Raw genomic sequence first — 22,731 nt, 5'->3', positions numbered from 1 at the left:
CTCGCGTCGCTCGTCCTCGCTCTCGTCCCGGCCGGTCTTGGTCCGGAAGTAGCGGGCGCTGCTGCGCTTGGCCTTCTCCTTGGACAGCTCCTGGCGGCCCGGCGGGGGCCCATCGGCTCGTAGATAAGGCTCATGGAACGGCGGGCGTTCTGGCGTGGCCGAAGGACCGGCTGCAGGAAGGTGGCGTACACCGTGGACTGGGGCCAGTTGCGCACCTGGTAGGAGACGGTCCAGGCGCCGTCATGCTCGTAGGTGCCCATGTTGGTCACCGGCGTACGCGGGCCCGGCCAGTTCGGGTGTGACGCCTGCGGGGGTGCCGGTCCAGTCGGGGTTCTGGGCGGCGGCGTTGCGGGTGGCGAGCTCCAGTTGTGCGGTGGGTTCATACGCCGTGCGCACGGCTTGGGCGACGCCGCGCGGGGTGAGCCATTCGACGACCTGGAGGCTCGCGGTGCTCAGTGCGGCGTGCATGGTGCCGACTTCGCGGACGAGGACGGCTGCGGCTCCGACCTGTCCGCCGCCTGCGCCCTTGATGGCCAGGCGGGCGCGGCTGGAGGAGAGGGTGACCGAGAGGTAGGTCTCGCGGGTGGTGGCCGCCGGCCCGGCGCCCTCCATCAGCTCGGACAGTGCGGTGACTGCTGCGGCGGGTGCCTCGGGAGCGAGGTGGCGGGTTGTCCAGGAGCGCAGAGCGGCGCCGTCGTCGGGCAGGCAGCGCTGGTGCACCGCGATGCGCACGATCGGCGAGTCCTCGGTGCAGTAGGAGCGCAGGAACTGGGCCCAGGCGGCGACGCGGGAGGCCTGCTTGTCGGTGTCGACCAGGGCCAGGCCGGGGAAGGTGATGCGGGCGATGGCGGTGTAGGTGCCGGCCACGGGGTCGTGGGCGACGCCGAGGCGGCCGCCGAGGCCGTCCGGGGCCTCGAGGATCCGCTGTCGGGCAAGGACGCCGGGCAGGTCCATGGGTTGTTCTCCGGTCTTTGCGGAGCGCGGGGCGAAGGCGCCGCTGAGGAAGATGTTGTGTTTGCGGGCCACGGCGATCTGATGCCTCACTGCCAGGAGGATCCATTCGTCGGCGCTCAGTCCCATCACTCGTCCGAAGGCGAGGAGCAGCAGGAGCAGGGAGATCGGTACGCAGACGAGTGCGGCTCGCCAACTGCCCAGGTTGAACGGGATGAGCGCGGCCACGGACGCGACGGCGACCATGGCGAAGCCCGGGCCGGAGAGTCGGCCGATGAAGCCCGACTTCTCGCTCTGCCAGCCGCCGTATGTGGCGGGTTGCGACATCGGTTACGCCTCCTTCGAGGGTTCGGCCGGCTGGGAGGGGGCAACCGGGCGGGGCGGGATCTCGGCCGGAGCCCCGGACTGCGGTGGGGGTGCCTCGTCTGTGGGGCTGCCGCCGGTGGCGGGTGCCGAGCGGGGCGGGATGACGACGTGGCGGCCGCCGGGGCTGCCGTGGTCCAGGCCGGCGTGTGCCGCGGTGTTGGCCATGCCTGATTCCAGAGCGTCCTTGCCTGCGGCCAGCACCTGCAGGGGAAGGCCGATCGAGCCGGCCACCTTGGAGCTGAACGGGCCGCTACCGCCCTTCATGCGGGCCTTGAGGGACTCGTCGCTCCAGAAGCCGCCGCCCGTGCTGGCCTTCGCGACCTGGGCGTTGTCCTGTTCCAGGGCGCGGGTGTAGCCGCTGCCGCCGCCGACCGCGCCCGCGCCGCCCATCTCGGGGCGGTAGCCGCCCTGCATCGAGCCGGCCGAGGAGCCGATGGAGCTGAGCAGCCCGGAGGCGATGGAGCTGCCGCCGCCGGCCGTGGAGAAGGTCATGAACTTGGCGAGGACAGGCCAGGCGAAGCACGCGAGTACAAAGATGACCAGGCCCACGAACATGTTCTGGGCGCCCTGGCCTTCCGCCATCGCGAAGAACCCGATGCTGAAACAGGTCACGATGGCCGGCTTCATCAGGATCAGGGCAATCAGCGCGTTGCGGGCCTTGGGCCACCATTCGCTGGTGGCGTCCGACATCTGCCCGGCCAGGGTGATGGGCATGGTGGCCACCAGGATCATGATTCCGGCCTGGCGGAGCAGAACCTCCAGCCACAGGGCGGCGATGGCCAGGATGCACACGATGCCGACGACGATGATGACGCCGACCGCGGCGGCTGCCACACCCTCGCCGGTGATCAGCGCGCCGCCGACGGTGGCGGCGCCTCCGCCGCCGGTGATCAGGCCGCCGAACAGCTTGCCGAGCTGCTGCTGCATGGCCTTGGTAGCGTCGGTCTCGCCGGAGCCTCCGCCTTCGAAGCTGTAGTTGATGATCCAGGTGCTGACGGCGTCCGACCAGCCGAGGGCGGCCTGGGTGGCCGTGAAGTACACGGAGGTGATCACCGCCCACTTGACCAGGCCGATGATGGCTGTGGCGGCCGGTTCCCCTTGGTGACTGAGGCTGACCTTGCCGAACTGCAGCAGCGTCAGGAACGTCGCGATCACGATCGACAGGGCGGTCATGATGCTGGTGACCTTGCCGATCCCTGTTTTGTTCAGGTCGATCGTGGAGGCGGTGTTGAAGACGTTCGCGAACTGCTCCAGCAGCCACACGACGGCTTTGCCGATGTAGTTGGCGGCCTCCTGCAGGGCGTCGGAGGCGAGCTCGCTGATCTTCCCGGCGATCCAGTCCATCGGGCCCTTGGCGGGCGGCGGGTACTTGTACTCGCCCTCTCTCAGGCATTCCTTGAACGGCTTGCGCTTCTTCTCGACGCACTCGGTGATGTACTTGTTCAGCTTCTCGAAGTTGGGCGCGTCTTTGGCCTTCTTGCGCCATTCCTCGAGTCGGCGCTTCTCGAAGGCCAGCTGGTCTTCCTTGTCGCACGAGGGGGAGGCGATGCCGTCGGCGCCTTCGCAGATGTCGATGGTGCCGGGCAGCTCGCCCGCCTCTGCGGCCCGGCAGCCCTCCACTCCGGGGGCGTCCCAGATGCAGTACTTGCCGTTGGTGTCGATGCCGATCGACTGCCCCTCCCACTCCTCGGGAATGGGGTCGGGCGGGCCGACGTCGGCGTGAGCCTCCGGGTTGTCCGCGGCGGCGACCGGCGCGGTGACCATGCCGCCGCCCAGGCAGAACAGCAGCGCGAGGAACAGGCATAGAGCGCGGGCCGGACGGGAGACACGATCAGTCGGCACGCTTCACCTGCTTCCAGCCGTCCCTCCAGGCGTGGGGGCTCTCGGGGAAGTAGGCGACGGGAAAGCTGCCCCGCTTAACCACGTCCGGCTCGTTGGTGAGCTTCCACGCCCCGTCCTGCCACTTGAGGAACAGGTCATCGGTTTCGTCCTTGAGCGGGTTGTCGTCCGCACCGCCATCCGGGCCGGTCGCGTACCGGTCGTAGTGCATCCACACCTGCACGACGTCTCCGAGCGGCAAGCCGGGCACGTCGACGGACGTCACCCGTACCGCCTCGACTGAGGTGGTGAAGGTGACACCGGCCGGAGCGGGTCCGGACGGCGGCAGGCCGGCGCCTTCGCGCAGCTTGCGCACCTCAGAGATCTGCTCGTCGATGTAGCCGGTGGCGTCGGGAGAGGTCACCACCTCAAGCTGCCGACGGGCCTGCTGGTCATCGAGGAAGGCGTACTCCTCCCAGAAGTACACCGCGGCCGAGATGGCGCCCGGGACGGAGTGGGGGAAACCGATGGAAGCACCGTCCTGCTGCCCGGTCGGCGAGACAAGAGAAATCTTCTTGGCCTTGTCCGGGGTCATCGCCTCCTTGGCGCCCCCGCCGGTGGGCGCAGAGCTGGCCTGTGCGGACGGTCCGGCCGTCGGCGGTGTACCGGAGTCGCCGTCCAGGGCTGCGATCGCGGTGACCCCGCCAGCGAGCAGCGCGGCAACGGCGACTGCGCCGATGGCGATCAGCGAGACTTTGGCCCGGCGGGCCTTGCGGTCGTGGTTGTCCATGCTCGGGCCCTCACTTGCCCGTCATGTTGTAGAAGGCCATGACCAGGGAGGCGGTCACGCCGATACCGCCGGCGCCGATGAGGCTCCAGACGATCCCCTGCTTGCCGCGGGCGGCCAGCTGCGCACGTTCGGTGTTGTGGCCGACGGCGACGAGCGCCCAGCCGACAAGCCCTCCGAGGACGGCGCCGGCGAGGCCGAGGCCGGCGGTCCACGCGAGGATCTGCTTGACGGGGTTGTTGACCTCATCGGGAAGGGCGGGGGTGTAGTCGGGCACCGGGTCTCCGGGGGCCGCAAGGTCCTTCCAGTTGGGGTCAGCGGCGAGGATGTGCAGGGTTTCCAGGATCTGGCTCATGATCAAACCTCGTCAGGGGGAGTGGACAACAGCAATGGGTGCGGGCTGAGGTGCGTGGGGCAGCGGATCGCCCCACGCTCGGTGGGCAGCGGCGAGGACTGCGCCGGCGATGTGCGCGGCTGCCTGCTGGGTGCGGGCGCGCAGCTTCGTCGCGGAGCGCAGTCCGTGCGCCCGGATGTGCGGGTCGTAGGGGAGGTGGGTGACCTCGGCGATGCGGGGGGCCAGCATCGTGGCGGCCGCTCGTACGACCGGGGCGGGCCTGCCGTCGGTGGTGCCCACGAGGACGGCGACGGCGCGCTGTAGCGGCAGGCCCTCGGCGTGCAGGACCATCGCCGCCTGCTGCAGGGCTTCAACGCCGCTTGCGGTCGCGGCCGCGCACAGTACTGGTACTGCATACGGCAGTTCGCACCAGGCGCGGGTCTGGCCGGGGCGTCCGACGCAGCGGGCCTCGAGGATGTCATGAGCGAGCGGGTGGACGGTGTCGGCGATCACCGCGCTCCATCCGCCTACGGCGGCCAGTTGGTACCAGGCTGCTGGCTGTTCGGGCAGGTTCAGCGGCGGTGCGTGCCAATCCCGGCCGTCGGTGAGGACGTGCCAGTCGTCGTTGCGAGCGGTCTGCCGGGCTGCTGCCTGGTGCACCTGTGACCGGGTCAGCGGCTGGTCAGGCGGGAGCGCGGCGAGCCCGCCGGCGCCCTGGTCGACGGTCAGGGCTGGCCAGGGGGAGGAAAGCCGGGGAGCGGTGTCGAGCACCACGGTGGGCCCGGCCGTGGCGAACTCGGCGGCCAGCAGGCGCGCCACGGTGGACCGTCCGCTGCCGCCGGTTGCTGCCATGACCGGCATGACGAGCCGCCCGTGGGCCGGCAACACGGGTGGTGAATCTGCCTTTTTCCGCACTTAGCCCCCCGTACCACCCATGCAAACATTCACTTTAGTGAATCATCGATAGTCCATCGACCGCCTGCAGAGCAGATCGAAACTTTACACGGTTGGCCTTTGCAACAACTACTGGTTTCTCAACCGCCCTGCTGGTAAGCGTTGATGGCATAGTGTCACACACAATCACGCAGCCTCCGGGGGTGCGGTTCCCGACGAGGGAACACCAGGAGCCGCTTTGGGGAAGCAAATCAGCGGGGGGACAGAGTGGGAGGAATCAAGCGCTGGCTGGCGGTCGGTGCCGCCGGGCTGGTGATGACACCGGTCGCCCTCGGGATCGGCGTGGTGATGCTGATCGCCGCCTTCGACGACGACAAGGGCGGGGACTTCGACGCACCACCGGCTGGCGGCAGCTTGAGGATCGGCAAGGGCGGAGTGCCGCCCGAGTACGCACAGCTCATCCTCGACGCGGCGGCCGCTTGCGACGCGGGCCTGCCACCAGCGATCTTGGCCGCGCAGCTCAAGCAGGAGAGTGGATTCAACCCCGACGCCGGGTCGCCCGTGGGGGCCCAGGGCATCTCTCAGTTCATGCCGGGCACCTGGCAGACGTGGGGCGTCGACGGCAACGGCGACGGCAAACGGGACGTGTGGGACCCCGAGGATGCGATCCCGGCGCAGGGCAAGTTCATGTGCAGTCTGGTGAAGAAGGGCAAGGCGCATCCGCAGTACAACGGCTCACCCATAGAACTGGCCCTCGCCGGCTACAACGCCGGCTGGGGCCGGGTCGACCAGTACCGCGGTGTGCCGCCCGAGAGCTTCGCCCGGGGTGAGACCTACAACTACGTGAAGAACATCATGGCCATGTCAGTCGAGATGGCCGGACCCGAAGACGCGGGGTCCGCAGGTGGTTGGACCCTGCCGGTCGAGGCCCCCGCCGGGACGCCGTACCACCAGCGCGGGCCCATGTGGTCCAGCGGCTACCACACCGGGATCGACTTCGTGGTGCCGATCGGAACCCCGATCGAGTCCATCGGTCCCGGCACCGTCGTCACGGCTGGCCCGGGCGGCGCCTACGGCAACCAGGTCGTCATTCGGCATCCGGATGGCATGTTCAGCCAGTACGCCCACCTTTCCCGGCTGACCGTCTCCAAGGGGCAGAAGGTCAAGGGAGGCACCCGGATAGGGCTGTCCGGCGCCACGGGCAACGTGTCCGGCCCGCATCTGCACTTCGAGATCCGCACCGGCCCGGACTACGGATCCGACGTCAGCCCGATCCCGTATCTGCGCAAGCGCGGCCTGAAGATCTGAGAGCAGGGACCATGACCATCGTGCCGCCCCAACCGAGCACCTCGCCGGCGCTGCAGGAGCCGCTGTACGCCCCGTGGGGCAGCGTAACTGCCGCGTTCTGGATGACCGCGGACGGCGCCCCGGCGCCGACGCCTGCTGTCCTCGTGGCTCTGCGCGAGCGGCTGGCCGAGGTGGCGGCCGCGGCCGTCGCCGGCCAGCTGGACCAGGCCGTCCGTCTGGCCACCGAACTCGACCGTGAGATCACGGCCCAGTACGGCGAGCCGCATATCCACACCATCGAGGTACGCGAAGTTCGCGGATACCTCGCTCACCTGACGGGGGACCACGCCGCCGCTGTGGGCTGGTACCTGCACGCGGCACGGCTGCGCTCCGGTGTGCAGGGCCGGTCCCATCCCGATACCGCCCAGGCCACTCGCCGCGCCTACAGCCTGTGGCGGGCGATGCCCGCGACGGTCGACCGGCACCCTCACGGGGTGGAACTGCTGGCCACGGTCATCGACATCCACGGGCCGGATGCTGCTGTCGTCCACCACACCCGCAAGAGGCTGGAATCTCTCGTGCTTCCCTCGACCGCCTCCACTCAGGCCTGAGTCCCTGGCACCGTTTCGCGGTTCACACGCCGGTACGCACGCCGCCGCCCGGGAACGTCTGCTGAGGCGGGAGGGCCTGGCCGTGCTGCTGCCGCGCCCGCTGGGCCGCCTGGCGCCGCTCCTGCTGCAACGCGGCGTCGCGAGCGGCGGCCTCGGCGGCGTGCTGCTGCGGAGCCCGGTCGCTGATCTGCTGGCGCGCCAGCTGCTCCCGCTGTAGGAGTGCAGCCTGCCGCCGATGTTCCACGGCCTTCGCGCGCAGCTGGATCGCCTGTCGGCGGGCGTCGTCAAGCGCCTCGGAGCGGACGGTGTCGATCTGGTCGGCGAGCACCGGGATCCGCGCGGCCATGGCGGCCAGGCGCTGCCGGATGAGCGTCGCGTCGGTGGGCGTCTCGCCGAGGGCCCCTTCCGCCCTGAAGGCTTCCGCGTACGGGGAGGTGCGGATGGTCTGCCAGGCCTTGGTCCGGGCGGTGTCGGCGGCGCGCTGGGCGCGTTGCTGCTGCTCCTGGTCGTGCGCGGCCTGCCGCCCGTAGTGGGAGGTCAGGGCCTGCTGTTCAGCGCGTGAGGTGCCGGCCAGCCGCAGCGCGATGCGTCCGCGCCCGCTGGCCTGCTGGACCTGGTCCCGGATGCGTGTCGCCTTCTCCGCGGCCGCCCCGGCCTGGAGGGCGGTGAGGTTCTCCTGCTGCGCCAGGGCGGCAAGCCGGTCGGCCTCCGCGATGAGCGCGGCAGCCTCTGCAGCAGCCCGCTGCCCGGCGCTCGGCCGTTCGGACAAAGCGGCGGCCAGGCTGTTCGCCTCACGGGCCTGCTCGTCGGCCATGCGTTCCGCCACCGCCGCCCCGCGCAGGGCCTTCGCGAGCCGGGCCTCCAGACGCGCGGTGGGCACCGTCCCGTACGGGCGGGCGTCGCGGTCGTCCCACACCGGGAAGGCGGGTTCCTCGACCGCGGGCTGCGGCGGGGCGACGGGCTCGGGGGCGGCGCGCAGCTGGTCACTGACCATGGCGTCGGCACGGTCCTGGCGCAGCAGCACGGTGTAGGCGGCAAGGGCGCGCTCGAGGAGTTCGGCCTCGTCACGGGGGTCGCCGAGCCCGGCCCGGGTTTCCGGGTCCTCGAGGGCCGCGGTGGGCAGCCACAGGTGGTTGGCGGTCTTGGCGCGGGTGATGCCGGGGTAGAGCGCGTACGCGTTCGCACCGTGGCCGTAGACGAGGGCGGTGTCGGTGGTCAGGCCCTGGGAGGCGGCGATGGTCATCGCGTAGCCCAGGGAGAGGGCTCCGGCGGTGATCTGACCGGCATCGAGCCAGGCCTGGCCGGTGCGGTGGGTTCCGTCGCTGTTCCTGCGCCGCCAGGTGATCTGCACCCGGTGTTCGGCGTCGATGTCGGTGATGACGGCGCGGTAGCCGTTGAGGACGTCGGGGCCGGCGCCGCGCCGGGAGCGGTAGTCGTTGGTGCGCACCCGGACGACGTCGCCGACGGCGAGGGTGAGGTGGTCGCCGCCGGGCAGCGCGTAGCGGTGCTCGCGGCCGAGGTCACCGGCCGCCCGGCGCAGGGCCTGGGCTCCGCCATTCAGCAGGGCGGCGTCGTGGTTGCGGGCGGCCAGCACGACGAGGTTGTCGAGCGTGTCGTACGCGTCGCCGAAACGGGCGCGGGCCTCGTTCCAGGCGGCGAGGATGCCGCGGCGGGCGTCGTCGGCGCCGTCGGTGGCATGGATGCGGCCGCGGTCGGCGAGCAGGTTCAGGGCCTGCTCGCGGGCGCCGGTGCGCCAGATCTCCAGTGCGGCCCGCTCGCCCGCGTCCTTCTGGCGCCGGTTGACCGTGAGTGTCTCGCCGCCGACGAGGCGGTGGACTTCGGCGAAGCCGCCGCCCGGGCCGATGGCCTGCAGCTGCTGCGGGTCACCGACCGCGATGACCTTGGTGCCGGTACGGGCGGCCTCGGTGAGCAGCACGGCCATGGACCGGTCGTCGGTCATCGCCGCCTCGTCCAGGACCAGGACGTCGACGCCCGTCAGGCCGGTGCCGTCGTGGATGCGCTGCAGCCAGGCGGCGACGGTGCGGGAGGGGATGCCGGAGCCCTCGTAGAGGGTCTGCGCGGCAACCGCGGACAGGGAGGCTCCGGCGTAGGTCAGGCCGATGGCGTCCCAGCCGATGCGGCAGGCCTCCATCAGGCTCGTCTTGCCCGATCCGGCGACTCCGATGACCGCATCCACGCCGTGGCCGGCCGTCAGCAGCCGTTGCACCACGCGCCGCTGCTCGTCGGCGAGCTCGAACCCGGCGGCCACCTCGAACACGGAGATGGCGGCCGCTGCCTGATCGGTGGTCAGGCGGGCGGAGTCGGCGGCGTAGCGGGCGCGGGCCTGCTCCACGATGGTCTGTTCGGCCTGCAGGATGTCGCGGGTGGTGTACCGCTCGGTGTGCGTCATCAGCTGCGAGCCGCGCGGTGGCAGCGCTTTGACGTAGCCCTTCACCGCGAGCACCCGCTCGGCGAGGCCCTCCAGATGGGCCGGGTTCAGGCCGTAGGGGCAGGCGTCGGCGACCCGGGCGAGCAGTTGGGCCTTGCTGAACTCCTTGTCGAAGGCGGTGAGCCCACCTCTCGGGTCGAAGACCGCGGCGGCGATCTGCTCGGGAGACGGCGTGCGCGGCCCGTCGGGCCCGACCACAGCGAACGGCCCGTCAGGGCCGGGCGGGCCGGGGGCGGCGGCCGTGACCATCGCGTCGACGTCGTAGCCGAGGTCCTCGGCGCGCTGTCGCCAGGTGTCGCGCAGGTCGATGACGCCGGTGTCGTGCTTAGCGTGCCGGGTCTCGGCCGACGCCCGCAGCTTCTCTTCGCGGCTGGCGTCGGCGCCGGCGATGGCGTCGACCTGGGCGGCACGGCGGGAGTAGTGGTCGCGCAGCGGCTCGGGGATGCCGGCGACCTCCCAGGCGCCGGTGCGCTCCGCGCGGGCGTAGCGCACGCCGAACCGCTCGTGGGCCAGCGCCCGCACCCGCCCCTTGAACAGGGCGTCGAAGGCCTTGGCGTGCCGGTGCAGGTCCATGCCGCCGTTGGCGATCGCCCGCCACTGCCCGTCTTCGCAGCGGGCCATGTTGACGATCACCAGGTGGACGTGGAGGTGGGGGTCGCCGGGGGTGTCGTCGACCGGCCGGGCGGACTGGTGCTCGACGCTCCAGCCGAGCAGTCCGCCGGTGGCGATGCGGTGCAGCTTGCCGTCCTCGCTCGCCAGGCCGTAGCCGATCCACCGCTCCAGCTCGGCGAAGGCCTCCCGCTTGGCCTGGTGGACCAGGTCGCGGAAGTCCTTCTCGTGCCGTTCGGCGAGCAGTGCCCACAGGGTCGAGTCGCTCTTGGGCAGGTCGGCGACGACGTCGTAGGCGCGGATGCGGACGCTGACCCGCTCGCCTTCGTGGGCGCGGGCCTCGGCGAGCTCGTCGGCGTCGTAGATGTCCTCCAGGGCGAGCCCGGCCGCGCGGGCGATGCGGTGCAGGGAGTCGACCTGCAGCCGGTGCCGTTCGCCCTTCTGGTGCACCATCCGCGCCAAGGTCGCGTACTTCTTCGCCTGCTTGGGCTTGTCGGCGAACAGGTCGGCCGGCTCGCATCCAGCAGTCTCGGCGGCCGCCTCGATTGCCTCGACGAGCCGGGCGCCGGTCAGTTTGGCCCGCGGGTGTGCGCGCAGCTCGGGGCGCACCAGTTGCTCTCCGGTGAGGGGGTGGACGCCGTTGGTCAGGGCTCGGGCTGCCTGCTTGCCCGCCTCGTCGAGGACCGTGCCAGGGGTCTGGCCGACGGCGGCGAGGCCTTCGCCGATCCACACGAGTGTGCCGTCCTCGGCGGCGTCCATGCGGTAGTCGACCTGGTCGCCGGCGGCCGAGCCGGCCTGCCCGTCGAGGCTTTCGCCCTCGCCCCGGACGTAGCAACCGGAATGGCCGGTGAGGCGGTACTCGACCTGCTCGTCATCCACGATCCCGGTGACCCACGCCATCGACCGCCGCCCCCTCCCCTGCCTTTCAGCGGCCGAAGGCCGCGTACGTCCCCGTAGGGGACGTACCTTTGTCCATCCGATTCTGATCTTGACAGGGTCGTGACGATAAGTCGATGCGCAGGACGAGTCAATGTCGATTCAGGCGTCACCGGTACGCACGTGAGGGGAACTTTCGGAGGCGCTGCAGATTCGACCTGAGGGCGGCAGAAGTGGAAGCCCTCGGTGGCATGGAGAAGACCCCACTGCACCCGGTGCTGAGGGGTCTTCGGCTCTTTCTGGCGTCGGGCTGGGTCAGCGCTTCGTACGGTCAGTCGCCGCGCTGGTGAAGCTGTTTGCGGGCCTCGGTGAGGATTCGGCGCCAGGTGTGCGGGGACTGGCTGTGGCGCTCAGCGAGTTCGGCGGCAAGCTCACCGGCTGTGCGGTCCGGCTGGGCGGCCAGGGCCTTGACGGCCTCCTCGATGCGGGGGTCCGGCCCCTCCGCCGACGGACGGCCGGCGGTCCCGGCCCGGTTCGTCGTGTCGTGATACGCCCACAGCTGGTGGCGGGTGCGGTACTCACGTACCCGGCCGCTCGGCAGCTCCTCGACGCGAACGGGCTCCGGCCAGCCTGGCGGCGGGTTCTTGCGGTAATGGGTGATCGCGCTCGGGTCCAGGCCGAGCAGCCGCGCCTGGTCGACCGGGCGCAGCTCCTCGTCGGGGTCGCCGCTGCGGTCGACGGTCCGGGCGCGGTCGCGGCGGCCGCGGTGGAAGCCGGCGTACCACTCGTCCCACTCCTCAAGGTCCCAGTGCATGACGCCGTCGATGTCGCGGGCGGCGGGATGCCCGTTGGCGACGCGGTCTTTCCACAGCGCGGCGAGGGTGGACCGGCTGTAGCCGGTGTGCGCGACGAGGTCCTCGCGGGTGCCGTACGGGCGGCCGTCGATGGTCTGCATGGGCGGGGCTCCTGGGGTGTGGGTCGTGACTACGATGGTCGCGTGCTCGGTTGATGGGCTTGTTGAGGCCCTTCGGTGGCCGAGCCGCCGCGGCCGGCGGGATTCCCAGATCTGCTCCGCCGGCCGCCTTGTCTTTCACGCGCTGGTCACGCCGCCGTCACCAGCTCCTCCTTGATGCGGTGGTGCCAGCTGGCAGCCCAGTCGGGGCAGTTGGCGCAGCTCTTGTGCTGCCCCTCATGGCCGGGCAGCGGCGCGGAGTACCGAGCGTCCTGGGACCAGGCCAGGGAGTCGGCGGACACGAGCGAGTCGGCGTAGGCGGCCAGGCCCTTGGTCTTCACCCCGAACCCGTGCAGCCGCAACCCCCGCCCGGCGAGAGTCTGGACGATCTCCTTGATCTCGGCGGTCGCCTGCCGGCGGCAGACCGAGCCCAGGCCGACGACCGGTTGCGCGGTGAGATCGACCCCGGCCTCCTCGTACAGCCGGAGGCAGTCAAGGTAGTGGCCAAGCTCCCAGCCCTGCAGGACGGGGATGACGGGCAGTTCGGGGGCGAGCCGCCGCAGGTCCAAGTAGTTGTCGACGGTGTACTGCTGGTGGATGGCGACCGCGGTGTCGAGTTCGTGCTCCGGGTCGTCCGGGGCCAGGCCGCGGGCGGCCTTGGTGCCGTGGAAGTAGTCGCGGTGGCGTGGACCGAGGTGCTGGTTCTTGCCGTAGATCACCCACGGCTCGCACATCCAGTCCTGCGGGGCGATCCACACCACGCGGTCCTTGCCCAGCTCCGACCGGTACCGGCGGACCCGTTCCACGTACTCCTCGGCGCCGATCGGCCATCCGCCGTGCTTCTTCAGCACGGTGAATCCGCCGGAGTCGAAGCACACGCTGCGGGTGGCGCGCGGCATCGGTGTCACCCGGCGCTCGAACCGGTTCACGGACACGAAGAATGTGGTGTCCTCGAACCGGGGGTCGTTGCTCCACAGCCAGTTCGGCATATGCGTGCCGAGGTAGAAGCGGGGCGCCGCCCCGTTCGCTTCCTCCTCCTGCTCCTGCTCACTGCGCCAACAAGCGCAGCGGCACGGGCCGACGGCGCACTCGCCACAGTCGAGGCAGGTCTCGTGGTAGCAGTGTCCGCAGAGGTAGAAGTCCTCGCATTCGCAGACGGCCATCAGTACGCCGTCGCGCTCGACGATGACCAGTCCCTCGTCCACGTTGAGCGGGTCGGGCCTCTTTGCTGTGGGCCGGTGGCGCCGTGCCATCAGGTCTTCTCCTTGGAGTTGAGGTTCTCGGTGTCCGGCGCCGGGAGGGGATTCCCGCCCCCTCACAACGCCTTGCGTATCCAATTCAATCAATTTCTAGAGGGCGAGTCAAGACGAATCTGCAGGTCGGGCACCGTCTTCAGCGCGCTGCAGGACAGCAAAAAAGCGGGCCCGCGTCCGAGGACGCGAGCCCGCTCAGAGGGAAGTCAGAAGACGAGGCGCAGGGCGGTAACGACGCGGACGTCGGGCTGAGGAGAGATGAAGTAGACGACGAACACGCCGCCGACGGTGGCTTCCCGGTAGTCCGACTCGTTGGCCTTGCTGGAGCCGTGCCCGTACGGGTCGTCGCCGAGGGTCTCCGTCATCGCCTGCTCGAAGGCGGTGCGGAACTCCGGTTTCATGGCCTGCCGGGATGCCTCTGCTTGGTCTGCGTACTGGATGCGGTAGCGGCTCACGCCACCGACCGGGGTTCGTCTTGAGGGATGCAGCCGGAGAAGTCGCCTGCCTTCAGTCGGGCAAGCAGTTCGTCGTCCTCCTGCGTGGCCTCGGCGGGCAGCGCCCAGCGGGCGAGTACCCGGTGGAGGTCTTGGGCCGGGGTGCTCTCCACCTCAGCGTCGAACGCCTCCACGTCTGCCTCGTCGAGCACGGCGCGGATGCCCTCGATGGTCGCCGGGATCTCCACCCGTTCGCCTCGGATGTGTGTCGTCCACGTCGCCGTCGCGATGTCGCTCATGCTGTTCCTCCCTTCCCGCTACGGTACGCCGCTGCTCCGGCGCTGGTCCTTTGTTCGTTCTGGTCGGGATGGACCGCTGGTCCGGTCATCGGCCGCGATCCTCGGTACGGCCGTTGTTGCCAGCCGGGCGGGGGACAACGGACAGGCGCAGGGTGCCGTCGCTCAGCGGGGTCATCTCGACGGCGTGGAAGGAGCCGTCGGGGCCGCCCATGGCGTCGGTCTCGAACGCCTGGGCGGGGAGGATCATCGAGCCGCCGTGGTGCATCAGCAGCGCAATCAGCATCGCGTGCGACATGTCCTCGGAGGAGGGGAGCGTGCTCACCAGGCGCCTCCCTCGTCGCCGAGCAAGGCGGCGATGCGGGGGCCGGCCGTGCGGTTGATGTGGTCGACCGCGGTGGCGACGGCCTGCTTGGCGTCGTCGACCAGGAACTCCTCGACCCGGGACCAGTCGCCGGGCTTGTGCAGGGTCCAGTCGGCGGCCGGCAGGCGCAGCACGGCGGACAGCAGCAGCGCCGGGCGGCTCTCGTCGCGCGGCGGGTAGTGCGGCCGGTACGACTCCGGCGGGCCGAAGTGGTGATTCTCTTCCCAGTCGCTGACGTTGTAGGGCGGCCGGTTGCCGCGGGGCAGGATGTGGTGCCTGACGGGAACTTCGACCGCCAGAAGCAGGGAGCGGTCCTCCTCGGAGTGGTCCAGGCGGACGGCCTTGAGGTCGTGGCGGATCCGGACGTAGCCGGGGCTCATCACGGGCGGGGTGGCGATGTTCCAGGCCCAGATCAGGAAGTCGACGGGGTTGGTGCGCTCGTCGTCCTCCAGCTCGTTGACGCGGCGTGCGAGGTAGCGGCCGAAGCGGGAGTCGAGCGGTGCGCCGGTGTCGCTCCTGTTGCGGTCGTACGGGTCGTCGATGCGGACGAGGGTGGTGGTGGACCAGTCGGTCACGGTGGAGCTCCTCACGGGCGGCGCGGGGCCGGTTTCGGCGGTCCCGCTGGGTTGGCCTGCGGTGGTTACGGGCGGAAGGGGTTGCCGAGCTCGCCGCGGGCGACGGCTCGCACGATGACGGCGACCTCGGCGGCGCCGGCCTTGGAGGCCGGGGCGGCGATGGAGACGACGGGGGCCATGTCGTGGTCGAAGCTGATGTCCCAGCCGCCGTTGGTGTAGATGCCGACGGCCAGGTCGGCGTCGGCGTGGTAGCCGCCGCGCGGCGACTCGGGGAGCCGTTCGACGATGACGGAGGCGCGGGGCCCGAGGCGTGCGGTCAGCCCGATCTCGGGGGAGTTCAGGGCCTCGATCAGGTCGCGCTGGAGGGCGCGGACCTGGTCGGCGGTGCGCTCGGGGTCGGGGGCGCTGGTGTGGCGGCGGGCGATGACGTCGAGTGCGGCGCTGGGGAGGCTGGTCGTCCAGCTCCAGTCGGTCGGGGTGACGCCGTGGCGCTCTCCGGCGGCCCAGAGCTCGGTGAGCAGCTCGGCGGCCTCGTCCATGACGCTCGGCGCGTACAGGGTGCGTCCGCCGGCGGCGGCCTTCTCGATCGCGGCGAGCGCGGTGGTGTCCTTCTCGGGGTTCATGCTTCCCTTTCGCAAGTGAGGCCCGGGGCCGGTTTCGGCGGCTCCGGGCCTCATGCTGTCGTGCGGCGGTGACATTGCGAGCGGGAATGCCCGCACGGACCCTCGGTTGGGGGTGTTGGGTCTAACGGCTCTGATCCGGTCTGACCTGGGCGTCGGCGGGCGGCTCGGCAATGGCTCGGTCCCGGCGCGGGTCCCAGCTGGTGCAGTGCTTGCGGGTCTCGCCGTCGGTGTCGCGCACGGTGATCTGCCAGCTCGGCCACGTCGCGCGCGGGCCGCGGTCGATGTCGAGGACCTCGTACTGCGAGTCGGCGTACCCGTGGTCGTAGCGGCCGCCGACGCGGCGCGGGCCGACCTGCATCGCAACCCACTCCTCGTGGGTCAGCTCGAGCCCCTCCTCGTCGCCGATCGCCTCGGCGGCCGAGGCGTTGCCGCACTCGGTGCAGTTGCTGCACCGCTGGGGGTTGACGGTGCCGCACGCGGCGCAGGTCCAGCTCGGGGCCTGGCAGTCGTGGCATGCGTCGTAGCTGTTCGGATTGTCCGCCCCGCAGGTACAGGTCCACGCCCTGCGAGTGCGCTTGGCTTCGGCGAGGTCGTCGAGGTACGTCATTGGTTGCTTCTTTCGGTGGTGGTGGTCCAGGTCCAGGGTTCGGGGGCGGCGGCCGCGGTGGCGGCGGCAATCCCGAGGCGCGCGGCGGTCTCGGCGTACGCCTTCTTGAGGCGGCGGCTGGCGGCCGCGCGGCGGAGCAGGATCGCGAGCAACGCGGCCCGGTCGGAGTCGATGGCGTGCTCGGTGTCGCCGGCGTCGTCCAGGAGCTCGGTCAGGGGCGGGTGGTCGGCGGCGGGCAGGACGCCGCGCACGTACTGGCCGAGCTCGCGCAGCTGGCGGACGGGGAACTGGTCCTGGCCGAAGAAGTCGCTGCCGTGACTGACGACGACGTGGGTGCTCATGGGTGGATTCCCTTCGGTCAGAAGTTGATCTGGGCTAGGAGGTTGGCGAGGCCGCTGGCGGCGGAGTTGATCGGCCCGGCCGCGCCGGTCGAGGCGAGGAAGAAGCCGAACCCGGCGGCGGCGAGGGCGGGCAGGTAGCGCAGGCTGCCGTTGCGCAGCAGGACGAAGACGACGATGGCCAGCAGCACGACGACGCTGAGGGACACGGCCACGGATGGGTTCTCCTTGTCGAGCGGGCAGCCCTGTTGGGCCTGTTAGGCCCAACAGGGCTGACGGTTGTTGGTCTGCGGTGTTGTCGGCGGGGCAGCGCCGGGTGAGCGGGCTCAGACGGTGTCGGCGATCGCCTCGAGCGCGCGGTGGACCCGGGGTCCGGCTTGGCCTCGGATGGCGGCGGCGGCTTCGCCCAGGTTCTCGGCGGCGGCCTCCAGGCCGTCGTCGCCGCAGCGGGCCGCGATGTCGTCGAGCAGGTCGGCGAGGACGTCCAGCACGCTGACGCGGGGTTCGTCGCCGTGGTGCAGGGCCTGCAGGGCGCGGGCGGTGTCCTCTGTGTCGGCGGTGTCGCCGAGAGCGAGGTCGCGGAGCCGGTCCAGGCCGACGGTGATCGTGGCCCGGGCGAGGGTGGCGTCGTCCATGCCCGGCCATCAGCGGCGGAGGTCGTTGTTCGTGCGGGCGATCAGGCCGCGCGTCTTGGTCGTGACGCTGCTGTGGTCTTGGACGACCGTGCCGCTGTAGTGGTGGTGGTGCTCGGTGTGCACGCCCTGCAGGCGGCGCAGGGCCGCGGCGATGGCGGCGACGAAGGCGACCGGGGCTCCCGCGCCGATGGCCAGGCTCACGGGGTCGACGTGGCCCAGGGTGTAGAGCACCAGGGACACGGATCCGCCGATGGGTAGGGAGGCAGCGCCTGCGGCGAGCATGACGCCGCTGACGTCGGTGGCCCTCTGGCTCATGGGCGGCCGTCCGGGCTGCGGGACGGGCGGGGTGTCGCCGATGGCGGGGACCGGGCTGGTGTCGCGGTACGACGTCGGCACGGTGGGCGTCGGGCGGTAGGCGTCAGCGATGAGGCGCCTGGCCTCGGCGGCCTGGGCGTCGCTGAGCTGGCTGTGTTCCACTGCGTTGCTCCTTCGTTTCGAGGGGAGTGGCGGGGACCGGCCGGTCTGTGACGGGATGGCCGGTCCCCGTGTGCGGTCAGGGCAGGCGGTAGATGCCCTTTCCGAGGCTGAGCAGGGCGCCCTCGGCGGCGAGTTTGTTGACCTCGTTGTTCACGCTGCCGGTGCTGGGGCCGTCCTCGGTGCCGCAGCCTGCGGCCTTGCGGATGTCCCGCAGTGCCATGCCCTCGGGCTGCTCGGCCAGGGCGGCGAGGATGCGCTCACGGATGGTGGGGGTCTTCGCCGCGGCGGCGAACGGCGACGGCGCCTCGGCGCCTTCGCCTGCGGCGTCCTGCGGCGCGGGCGCAGTCGCGGGCTCGGGAGCCATGGCCGGGGCGGGGGCGGGGGTGCCTCGGCGCGCGTACGCGGCGCCGGCCGCCCGTGCCTCGCCGGGGGTCAGGGTCGGCATCGGGGCGCCGTCCATGAGTTCTTCGAGCTGCGGGTAGCGGCCGTCGACCTTGGCCAGGACGAAGGTGCGGAAGAGGATCGCCTTGCCCTCGGTGATCAGCCAGCCCATGCCGGGGGTGGGCACGCCCTCGGTGGCGGCGGTGCCCTCGAACAGCTCCTTCGCGCCGGCGCCCTCGTAGATCCGCTCCGGGATGGGGGAGATGTGCGCGCCGATCGGGGCGATGCCGTCCAGGCCCATGCCCTGGGTGGAGGAGGACGCGGTGCGCAGCAGGAAGACGTGGCCTTCTTTGCCCTTCTCGCGGATCTCGTGGTTGTCGCCGAGCTCCTTGAGGTGGAGGGACTGCACGGCGAGGTCGACGCCGATGCCGACCTTCTGGCCGGTCTTCTGCAGGTCGCCGATCATCCAGGCGGCTTCCTTGCGGATGTCTTGGTCCAGGGAGGACAGCAGGCGGTTGATTTCGTCGCCGGTCCACTGGATGAGCCGCCACTGGCCGTGGAAGTCGAAGTCGCCGCGGCCGCTGGAGTGAGTCTCGCGGTAGACCTTCACCGCGTGCAGGGCGCGCAGCTGCTGCATCGTCTCGGCCGGGCCCTTGGCCATCCAGTCGACGCGGCCCTCCATCTCCGGCATCGACATGCCGCCTTGGACGTCGGCCATCCAGGAGATGACGCCGGAGATGCGCTGTGCGGCGCCGAGGAGGCGCATCAGGCCGGACTTGCCCGCGCCGGTGGTGCCGGCGGTGATGCCGTGCTGGGCGCGGCCGGTGTCGAAGTTGAACAGCTGGATGCGGGCGACTGTGCCGTCGTGGGCGACGCCGATGGAGATGCGGCCGCGGTCGTCCATCGTCAGGTCCTCCGCCGTGGGGGCGCGGACCTCCAGCAGCGGGTTGGCGCGGTAGATGTAGACGACCGCTTCGCGCGGGCCCGCGCCCTCCATGACGAGGCGGGAGATGTCGTCGATCCCGAGCGCGGAGCACAGGGCCTCGTGGTTGACCCGTAGCGTCTTGCCGCGCGGGGCGGCGATCCGCAGCCGGATCTGCTCCTCGCCGATGCTGTACGCGACCAGGTCGACGCCCGGGGCGGCGCCGCCGGTGCAGTTGACGTGCTCGGCCCAGATCCGTTCCAGGGCGGTGCCCGGCTCCTCGGCCTCGGTCTCCAGGGCCTCCGCCGCGCGTCGCCTCTCAGCTGCGCGGGGCGCGACCTGGATGGCGAGGCGGCCGGGGCCGTAGCCGTCGACAGCCTTGGTGTCGATAGCGTCCACGGGGACGTCGAAGACACCGGCGATGGCCCGCTCGTCCAGCGTGCGCGGGACGGCCTGGCCGGCGGGGGCCAGGACGATCGCCTCGAAGTCCGGCTCGTCGTGGCTGTACTGCTGGATGCCTTCCAGGGTGGTGTCCCCGGTGTCCTTCGACCTGTTCCACAGGGCCCGCATGTGGTCCTCGAAGGTGACCGGCTCGCCCTCCACGGTCTCGGCTGCCTCTTCGTAGGAGACGGGCAGGTTCTCGACCGCCCGCCTCAGGCCTTTCGAGCGCGTCCAGGGCGCCATCGGCACCATCACGGCCGTCCAGGCCGCCGAGGCGAGCATCGGCCAGCCGTTGGGGTAGTCGAAGACGGGGGCGAGCAGGCCCGTCGTGTAGGTGCCCGACCAGCCCAGCACCGGCAGCGCCCGCATCGCGGAGGCCAGTTGCCCGGTCCAGTCGTCGCCGGCGGTGCGCTTCCACAGCCGGATTCCGGTCACGGCTCCGGTGGCCACGGCCGCGCCGTGGGCCCACCAGGGCACCTCCATGTGGGGGCCGATTGTGGCCCAGGTGCCGGCCGCCCCGTACACCAGCCGTTCCGCCAGGGCGAGGCGGCGGGCGGTCTTGCGCGTCAGCCCCCGCTCGCCGGCGGCGGCCTCGGCCTTCACGATCTCGGTCGTCATGTCCCCTCCGGGAGCAGAAGAAAAGGGGAGGGGCCCGGTGATTTCGCCGGGCCCCTCCCGGGGCTGAATGCCCGGCCCGCTTTCGCGGGGCGGGTAGTTGTGCGGTTATTTGACTTCGTTGAATCCGGGCTTGGGCTGCTTGACGCCCATGGTCTGCGTGGCTTCGTAGATGCCGCCGTATTCGCCCTGGTGGGCGTCGTTGAACCCCTGGGCGTCGGTCTGCATGACGTCGGCGGCATTCGCCAGTTCGCCGGAGGCGTCGGCGACTTTCCGCAGGGCTACGGAGCCGTCCAGGATGAGCGCGGTGAACTGCGGCTCGACTTCGGCCGCGTCGCACATCTCCGACATGTTGCTGGCCTTGTCGGCGTTGCTGTCCATGCGCCGCTGCAGGGCCCACACCTTCTCTTTCAGCAGCATGGCCTGAGCGGTCAGGGCGGTGACGCGGACGCTGAGGGCGAGGAAGCCCAGGCCCTCGCCGTCGGCGGGGATCGCCGGGAGCGTGTCGCCGCGGGGAACGATGTCTCCGGACACCTACGGACCTCCTAGTTCTCGTTGTGGATGCGGGCGGACGGCGTGCGCAGGCCCGCGTCCGCGGTCGCCTGGGTCAGCGGCCGGTAGGCGTCGTCCATGGACGTCTTGGCGACCTCGCAGGTCTCGGCGGCGTTCAGGGACTCGGTCTGCATCTCCTCCGCCTTGCGGGACAGCAGCTCCATCGACTCGGCGAGCTTCTGCATCGCGAGGGCCGTGAGGGTGCCGATGATGTTGTGCTTGCCGGCCAGGACGGCCGCCAGCTCGTCCAGCGCGTACATCAGGTCCTTCGCCTTCGCGGCGAGCAGGACGCACTCGTCGTGCGTGTCGAACGCCTCCGAGACCACCTCGTCGAGGAAGTCGATGACGTCGTCGAGCGTGACTTCGGTGACGTGCTCGGGGCTCATCCCGGCGGCCATCGGGGTCGTGACAGCGGGCGCGTTGCCCACGGGCGCCTCCTTCGTGATCGTGGTGCTCGTGCTGCCGGCCGGAAGGCTCCGGGCCCCGGTGGTCAGCGGCTCCCGGGCCGGGGCGTGGTAGCCCGCCGGGAAGACCGGCTCCGCCGTCCACACGACCTGTTCGTTCGGGTCGGTGGTGCGCATGGAGTCGTAGGCGTTGCGGCGCTCCCCGCGCGGCGGGGGCTCCCAGAACGCCCAGTCGGCCCCGGGTCCGGCGGTGGTGTCCTCGGTCGTGGTGGCCTTGGCCTTGGCCCGCTCGCCCGCGCGGCGGGCCCGCTCCTTGCGGCGGGCCTTGCGCCGGGCGGATGGGCCGGTGCCGGCCGGCGAGCCGGACTTCTTCGACTTCACCCGGGCCTTCTTCCTGCCGGGGCCGCTCTTCGGATTCCTCGTGAGATCGATCTTGGGGCCCGTGCCGCCCATGTCCGGCTTGGGCTTCTTGGTGAGGTCGACCTTGGGCATCGAGCCGGAGCCGGGATCCGGCTTCGGCTTCTTCGTCAGGTCGACCTTCGTCGCCTCCGGCTTCGCGCCGTCCTCACCCTTCTTTCCCTTGCCGCCCCTCTTCTTCTTGCGCTTGGTCGTGGTCAGCACGGGCGGGGCCAGGTTCTTGCGGCGCTTGGTCAACCGGCGTCGTGCTTCCTTCGCCGCGGCCTCACCGAGCGTGGTCCGGTCGGCGTCGGCGGCCTCCTTCTCCTTCCTCTTCGCCTCCGCCTTGGCCTCTTTCGCCGCGCGGCGGGCCTCGGCGGCGGCCTGTTTGCGCTGGCGTTCCTCGCCCCGGACCTGGGCCCGTTCCTGGCGGGCGGCAGCCTGCTTGGCACCGCGCCGCTCGAGGCGGGCGGCCTGGGCAGCCGCGCGCCGCTCGTTGCGGCCCTTGGCCCGCTCCAGCGCCGGGCTGCCGTGCTTCGAGCTCGGCGACTTTCCCTTCGACGGGGCCTTGATGCCCCTGCCAGAGGAGCTGGCCCCTTTCGCGCCTGAGCCCTTGCCGCCGCTGCTCGGCGACGTCGACTGGCCCGACGCTCCCTTCGAGGCGCCGGCCCTGGTCTTCGGCTTCGGGCCGCTGCCCGCGCCGGTCGAGCCGAGCTTCGACGTACGGCCGGCGCCGCCGGAGCCCTTCCCGCTGCCGGAGCCGCGGCCGCCACCGCCGCCCAGGAGTGAACCGCGGCCGCCGCCAAGGGCCTTGCGGCCGTAGTCCTGGCTGGAGGGGAGGGACTTGGCGCGCTTCTCGGCGGCCTTGTCGTTGATGCCCTGCATCGCCAGGCCGTGCTTGGCGGCCGCCTCCTCGCTCGCGAGCTGGTGCTTGAGTCGGGCCTCGCGCAGCGGGGCGGTCTCCGCCTCCCGTTCCAGGCGGCGCTGGCGCCAGTCCTGCAGAGCGGTGGCGGTGCCGCGCAGGGCGGCCAGCGCGACGGCCAGGACCGCCGCGAGACCCACTGCCCCGAGTCCGGGGCCGTCGGCTTCCTCGTCGTCCCCGCCCTCGGGGCGACCCGTGCCCTCCGAGCGGAGCGCAACGGTGGTCCCGCCACCGGGAGTCGGCGGCAGAGACGGGGTGAAGCCGGTCAGGGAGTCGGCCGCCGACCGCCGGCGGCGGGGAGCCGGAAGAGAGACCGCCCCGCCGTCGTCCGGCGCATCGGCGTCCGGGGTCGTCGGCGGGGCGGCGGGGGGCGCCGGGGGAGCGGCGCCCGGGATCGGGGGAAGCCCCGGTGGGGCGCCGCCCCGAGGCCGGAAGGAGACGACGTTCTCGTTCCGGTTGTCGTCAGCCACGGGTCCTCCAGAGGTTGACAGAGGGTGACCGGATGGGGGATCCTCGCGCGCCCGCGCGCTCGTGCGCCCGCACGCTCGCCTTGACCCCCGGA

The 22,731-nt window shown here is 71.4% G+C and carries 24 protein-coding genes; 2 read left to right on the top strand and 22 right to left on the bottom strand.

Annotated features, from left to right (window positions below; translation table 11 throughout):
• The 6 genes from FEF34_RS44435 to FEF34_RS40100 form a co-directional block, all read right to left on the bottom strand.
• Positions 1-260, bottom strand: a 260-nt coding sequence (locus FEF34_RS44435) for an SCO6880 family protein (protein ID WP_407698380.1), incomplete at its 3' end; no start/stop codon positions are given.
• Positions 241-1,278 (bottom strand): SCO6880 family protein, encoded by a 1,038-nt coding sequence (locus FEF34_RS40120; protein WP_234043363.1) that lies wholly within the window; start codon positions 1,276-1,278, stop codon positions 241-243. The genes FEF34_RS44435 and FEF34_RS40120, both read right to left, overlap by 20 nt.
• Before the next feature lie 3 nt (positions 1,279-1,281).
• Positions 1,282-3,159 (bottom strand): hypothetical protein, encoded by a 1,878-nt coding sequence (locus tag FEF34_RS40115; RefSeq protein WP_171053408.1) that lies wholly within the window; start codon positions 3,157-3,159, stop codon positions 1,282-1,284.
• On the bottom strand, positions 3,149-3,925 hold the full coding sequence (locus FEF34_RS43545) for a hypothetical protein (RefSeq protein WP_234043362.1): 777 nt from the start codon (positions 3,923-3,925) through the stop codon (positions 3,149-3,151). Before FEF34_RS43545 ends, FEF34_RS40115 begins: the two co-directional genes overlap by 11 nt.
• A 10-nt stretch (positions 3,926-3,935) precedes the next feature.
• Positions 3,936-4,277, bottom strand: coding sequence for a hypothetical protein (locus tag FEF34_RS40105; protein ID WP_138058381.1), 342 nt, complete (start codon positions 4,275-4,277; stop codon positions 3,936-3,938).
• Positions 4,278-4,289: 12 nt separating this feature from the next.
• Complete coding sequence (locus FEF34_RS40100; protein WP_234043361.1) at positions 4,290-5,108, bottom strand: hypothetical protein; 819 nt, start codon at positions 5,106-5,108, stop codon at positions 4,290-4,292.
• Positions 5,109-5,465: 357 nt separating this feature from the next.
• On the opposite strand from FEF34_RS40100, the gene FEF34_RS40095 reads away from it, so the two are divergent.
• Together FEF34_RS40095 and FEF34_RS40090 are read left to right on the top strand one after the other, a co-directional pair.
• Positions 5,466-6,458 (top strand): peptidoglycan DD-metalloendopeptidase family protein, encoded by a 993-nt coding sequence (locus tag FEF34_RS40095; protein WP_138058391.1) that lies wholly within the window; start codon positions 5,466-5,468, stop codon positions 6,456-6,458.
• Between the two features lie 11 nt (positions 6,459-6,469).
• Positions 6,470-7,048 (top strand): hypothetical protein, encoded by a 579-nt coding sequence (locus tag FEF34_RS40090; RefSeq protein ID WP_138058379.1) that lies wholly within the window; start codon positions 6,470-6,472, stop codon positions 7,046-7,048.
• A 22-nt stretch (positions 7,049-7,070) separates the two neighbouring features.
• Here FEF34_RS40090 and mobF read toward each other — a convergent pair whose 3' ends face one another.
• From mobF to FEF34_RS41830, 16 genes are all read right to left on the bottom strand, one after another.
• Entirely contained in the window at positions 7,071-11,006 is a 3,936-nt protein-coding gene (mobF, locus tag FEF34_RS40085) for a MobF family relaxase (RefSeq protein ID WP_138058378.1), read from the bottom strand.
• Between the two features lie 307 nt (positions 11,007-11,313).
• Complete coding sequence (locus FEF34_RS40080; RefSeq protein ID WP_138058377.1) at positions 11,314-11,937, bottom strand: hypothetical protein; 624 nt, start codon at positions 11,935-11,937, stop codon at positions 11,314-11,316.
• Between the two features lie 146 nt (positions 11,938-12,083).
• Positions 12,084-13,187 (bottom strand): deazapurine DNA modification protein DpdA family protein, encoded by a 1,104-nt coding sequence (locus FEF34_RS40075; RefSeq protein ID WP_138058376.1) that lies wholly within the window; start codon positions 13,185-13,187, stop codon positions 12,084-12,086.
• 206 nt (positions 13,188-13,393) lie between these two features.
• Entirely contained in the window at positions 13,394-13,642 is a 249-nt protein-coding gene (locus tag FEF34_RS40070; protein WP_138058375.1) for a hypothetical protein, read from the bottom strand.
• Positions 13,639-13,920, bottom strand: coding sequence for a hypothetical protein (locus FEF34_RS40065; protein WP_138058374.1), 282 nt, complete (start codon positions 13,918-13,920; stop codon positions 13,639-13,641). Before FEF34_RS40065 ends, FEF34_RS40070 begins: the two co-directional genes overlap by 4 nt.
• 85 nt (positions 13,921-14,005) lie before the next feature.
• Positions 14,006-14,242 (bottom strand): pRL2-19, encoded by a 237-nt coding sequence (locus tag FEF34_RS40060; protein ID WP_171053407.1) that lies wholly within the window; start codon positions 14,240-14,242, stop codon positions 14,006-14,008.
• A complete protein-coding gene (locus FEF34_RS40055; protein ID WP_138058373.1) occupies positions 14,239-14,856 on the bottom strand; it encodes a hypothetical protein in 618 nt (205 codons plus the stop codon). Before FEF34_RS40055 ends, FEF34_RS40060 begins: the two co-directional genes overlap by 4 nt.
• A 65-nt stretch (positions 14,857-14,921) precedes the next feature.
• Positions 14,922-15,479, bottom strand: a complete 558-nt coding sequence (locus FEF34_RS40050; protein ID WP_138058372.1) for a hypothetical protein — start codon at positions 15,477-15,479, stop codon at positions 14,922-14,924.
• 121 nt (positions 15,480-15,600) lie between these two features.
• The gene (locus FEF34_RS40045) at positions 15,601-16,086 is read right to left on the bottom strand and encodes a zinc ribbon domain-containing protein (RefSeq protein ID WP_138058371.1); all 486 of its coding nucleotides are present in this window, start codon (positions 16,084-16,086) and stop codon (positions 15,601-15,603) included.
• On the bottom strand, positions 16,083-16,427 hold the full coding sequence (locus FEF34_RS41835) for a DUF7739 domain-containing protein (protein ID WP_171053406.1): 345 nt from the start codon (positions 16,425-16,427) through the stop codon (positions 16,083-16,085). The genes FEF34_RS40045 and FEF34_RS41835 overlap by 4 nt, the downstream gene beginning before the upstream one ends.
• A 17-nt stretch (positions 16,428-16,444) precedes the next feature.
• On the bottom strand, positions 16,445-16,639 hold the full coding sequence (locus FEF34_RS40035; RefSeq protein ID WP_138058370.1) for a hypothetical protein: 195 nt from the start codon (positions 16,637-16,639) through the stop codon (positions 16,445-16,447).
• 111 nt (positions 16,640-16,750) lie between these two features.
• A complete protein-coding gene (locus tag FEF34_RS40030; RefSeq protein WP_138058369.1) occupies positions 16,751-17,059 on the bottom strand; it encodes a hypothetical protein in 309 nt (102 codons plus the stop codon).
• A gap of 9 nt (positions 17,060-17,068) precedes the next feature.
• The gene (locus FEF34_RS40025; protein WP_138058368.1) at positions 17,069-17,536 is read right to left on the bottom strand and encodes a hypothetical protein; all 468 of its coding nucleotides are present in this window, start codon (positions 17,534-17,536) and stop codon (positions 17,069-17,071) included.
• 76 nt (positions 17,537-17,612) lie between these two features.
• Positions 17,613-19,898: a hypothetical protein gene (locus tag FEF34_RS40020; protein WP_138058367.1), complete on the bottom strand. Its 2,286-nt coding sequence runs from the start codon at positions 19,896-19,898 to the stop codon at positions 17,613-17,615.
• Between the two features lie 105 nt (positions 19,899-20,003).
• A complete protein-coding gene (locus tag FEF34_RS40015; RefSeq protein WP_234043360.1) occupies positions 20,004-20,429 on the bottom strand; it encodes a conjugal transfer protein TraB in 426 nt (141 codons plus the stop codon).
• 11 nt (positions 20,430-20,440) lie between these two features.
• Complete coding sequence (locus FEF34_RS41830) at positions 20,441-22,639, bottom strand: hypothetical protein (protein ID WP_171053405.1); 2,199 nt, start codon at positions 22,637-22,639, stop codon at positions 20,441-20,443.
• Positions 22,640-22,731 lie beyond the last annotated feature (92 nt).

It is taken from the genome of Streptomyces marianii, assembly GCF_005795905.1.
GTDB classification, from domain to species: Bacteria; Actinomycetota; Actinomycetes; order Streptomycetales; family Streptomycetaceae; genus Streptomyces; species Streptomyces marianii.
This window is presented reverse-complemented; position numbering and strand designations above follow the sequence as displayed.